1 protein-coding gene and 1 pseudogene are annotated in these 3,485 nt (G+C 25.0%); both read right to left on the reverse strand.

Features of this window, described 5'->3' with window-relative positions:
- Window positions 1–35: 35 nt before the first annotated feature.
- Window positions 36–2,588: a CDP-glycerol:glycerophosphate glycerophosphotransferase gene (locus tag L8T82_RS07850; protein WP_263726269.1), complete on the reverse strand. Its 2,553-nt coding sequence runs from the start codon at window positions 2,586–2,588 to the stop codon at window positions 36–38.
- Window positions 2,589–2,591: 3 nt separating this feature from the next.
- Window positions 2,592–3,485, reverse strand: a pseudogene (locus tag L8T82_RS07855) (glycosyltransferase family 2 protein); the annotation flags it as partial.

The following is a 3,485-nucleotide window of genomic DNA, read 5'->3' on the forward strand; positions in this document are numbered from 1 at the left end:
GCTTTATCTCTTCCTTAATAACACCTTATGATTATCTACAAGGTCTTATATATTCTCTCGCAACATCTACCATCTCTAAAAGTAAAAGTTGAATCTATATTATCTTTATAAACACCAAAAGGTTTACAATTGTTTCGCAATAAGTTTTCTAATTCTTTTAATAAATTTTCTTGATTCTCAACAACTGGCCCAAAACCATCTTTTTTATAATCAAAATACCCTTTTTGCAATGTGTGGGAAGTAAAAAAGTCCTCTTTATCAAATTGATAATAAATTACTGGTTTTTCTAGATACGCCATCTCAAAAGCCGTGCTAGAATAATCTGTAATCATCAAAGAAGAATTGCAAAATAATATCTGTAAGCTTTCATTTTGATTGGCTATTTTGATATAGAGTGGAATATTAAACTCTTTTAAATATGGCATAATATTAGGATGTGGATTAAAAACTATGGTATAAGAATATAGTTCACATAGTTTTTTTAAATTATCACTATTCAACAAAGAATTCCATTTTTGAAAATATTCGCTTTGTTTAAAATTTTCTTTTAATTCTCTTACCCCTGAATTCTCTATCATCAAGCCACTTAGATACTGTCTCCAGGTTGGCATAATAAGAATTTGTTTAATATTAGTATTAGTATTTTTATTTTTAAGCAATTCATCATGTCTTGCAAATCCAGCTAAAACAACCTCTTTTTGTCCAAACTTGTAATGAGTATAATTCTTTATAATGGAATTAAATTCCATTTGCGTTGAAACAAAAAATAAATTTATTTTTCTATTATTTAACCATTTTGAAACATCATTTTGCGTGACACCATGTTGTAAGAAAATAAACTGCTGTCTAGATGTAATATATCTCATTAAATACTCATCAGCATGAGAACTAATAACTTTTGAAGATTTTTTTATAATCCTTTCAAAATTAAAACTCCCAAAATCTACCAGAGCAAACCCTTCTTTTTCTAATCTTTCCCAATCTGAACTTTCTTTTCTTAACGCAAAGATTATTTCTTGTTCTGGATGATTTTGCATGATATATCTATATAAATGCTCTGCATTATCATCTGCTTCATAATCTCTATCCATTAAAAGCCAAATATTACTCTTTGGTAGTCTTTTTTGAAATTCTTTTCTGATACTTTTAATATCTAAGGAATATTTACCATACTTGCCAATCATGCTTTGCTTGTCATTAATCCATATCTCTAATTTATCTTTGGCATTTTTTGGCATATGGACCCATAATCTTTTTTGGTAACAAAACACTCTATCTAAAAAATCATATTTAACTATCTTTTTATAATCTACATATACTTCTTCTTCATCTACAAGAATTCTTTCTATGTCTTCATCATCTCCAATATAATAAGTAATTAAAATTTGCTCTTTGTAAGGATCATAATCTTCTATATAAACTATCTGAAAAGGTAGTTTTTCATTTTTAAAACAATTTAAAATTCCTACTTTGCAAAAAACCGAGCAATCAGCCAAACTAAAATTAATTATGATATCATTATCTATATATGCAAAAATTTGTTTTAATAGTTTCAAATATTCTCGTTTTTCATTATTTTTCAGAATAGAAATTTTCTCAGATGAATCAATAATGAGTTTAACTTGCCAACATATATCATACAAAACTAAATTTTGAATAAACAAAGGTATATTTTTCTTATTTTTTACACAATCACTTAAAATCTTTAAATACCCATTTCTAGTCACATTTAAATAATAATCTTTTGATTTTAATTTTAAATCCAAAGTTGAGCTACCATCTTCTCTTTTTCTATAAAAATATTTTGCTTTTGGTAAAAAAGCACTTTTTAAATCAATATTTTCTAGCAAATACTCGTTTATAAATTTAGCATCTTCAAAATTTGGTTTTAATTTCTCATCAAATATTAAATTATTTAAAAATGTGATATTCATAAAGCAGCTTGCAGCAGACAGTTGTATGAAATTATCAAGATTATGATTTTCTTTAATTTGTATACCATTTTTAAATTTAAAATTTAATGGATGATTATCTTTATATAATTTTTGCTTTTCATAATAAAATATTATATTACATCCTACCATACAAATATCATCATCTTGGTGAATTGATAAAAATTTATCTACTTCATAAAAATAATTTCTATCTAAAAAATCATCTGGATCAGTAAAAGCAACCCAAGGGGTTTTATAATTATTTTCTTGTATATACTTTAAGCCTAAATTTCTAGCACTAGCTTGTCCACCATTTTCCTTATAAAGATAAACGATGTTTTTTGGATATTTTTTTTGATATTTTTTAATAATATTTGCAGAATTATCAGTAGAACCATCATCTACTAATATCATAAAAATATTTTTTTTAAAATCAAGTCTTTGATTAATGAAAGAATTAAAATAATCATCTAAATATTTTTCTACATTATATACAGCTGAGATTATTGTGTATTGAGTAAAGCCTTTGTGTTTTTTAGGAAGGTATTTTTTATATACATTGCTTAATTGGAAAACTTTTTTTTCTATAGCATCTTTAAAGAATAGTTTCGGATTAGTTCTAAGCTTTCTTAATTTTTTAGAATTTAAAATCATAATTTAACCTTTAAAAAACATAATCTTTAGTCCAATACCGTGCAACGATTGAATTAATTTTTGGTTTTTTAAGCTCAAAGCCTGCTGATAATCTCTGTAAAATTCTAATGGCAATCTTTTATTTAAAACATCTCTTTTAATACTTTTTTTGTATTCTATGGCGTCTTTTTGATGTTGTAAAGATACTCTAATAACACTAAAAGGTAGAGTTAATTTTAATATGCCTTTTTTTCTAGAGAGTTCTTTTGCAAGTTTATATGAAAGATATTCTTTCACTCTATCAACTGCCCCTAAGGGTTGATTTTGTATATATATTTTTAAATTTTTAGTATATTTTTTTAAACATAGTGGATCTTTATCAAGCTTTTTTAAAGTCAAAGCCTTATTACAAACCACTGGTAAAAAATGTGTTTTTATATCTTCACTTAAATAATGATTAGAATTAATTAATTTAATAAAATCTAATGCGATTTGCATCCAGCTTGCACTTTCATAATACAGCCTAGTCGTATTTGAATTCTCAAAAACATCTATTTTTTTAAGATGCGAATTAGGATGTATTACCCATTTTTTATTAGTAAAATTCATAGAGCTTAACTCTCTTAAGCGATAAACATATATTTGCTTTGGAAATATATAAATATTTTTACTTAATGCAAATAATAACACTCCAAAATGACAATCTTCCGCAAAAATTCCATTAATAAATTTTAAATTTATATTTTTTAAAAAATTAAAATTAATCATACCTTGCCAAGCAAACCAAAAATAAAAAAGTTTTTTTTCTCTAGCTTTCTCTAGCCATTCTTTAGGTGTGATGATAATCTCATTTTTATAATCAAAATAAGTCATTTGGCTGATGTGTTTTCTTTTGACTTTATCGTATAAAGGCCTATA

The organism is Campylobacter sp. IFREMER_LSEM_CL292, assembly GCF_025771615.1.
GTDB classification, from domain to species: domain Bacteria; phylum Campylobacterota; class Campylobacteria; order Campylobacterales; family Campylobacteraceae; genus Campylobacter_D; species Campylobacter_D lari_D.

Excerpts from the sequence above, each read along its gene's own strand:
- L8T82_RS07850 (WP_263726269.1), bottom strand. The coding sequence starts at position 2,588 with ATGATTTTAAATTCTAAAAAATTAAGAAAGCTTAGAACTAATCCGAAA.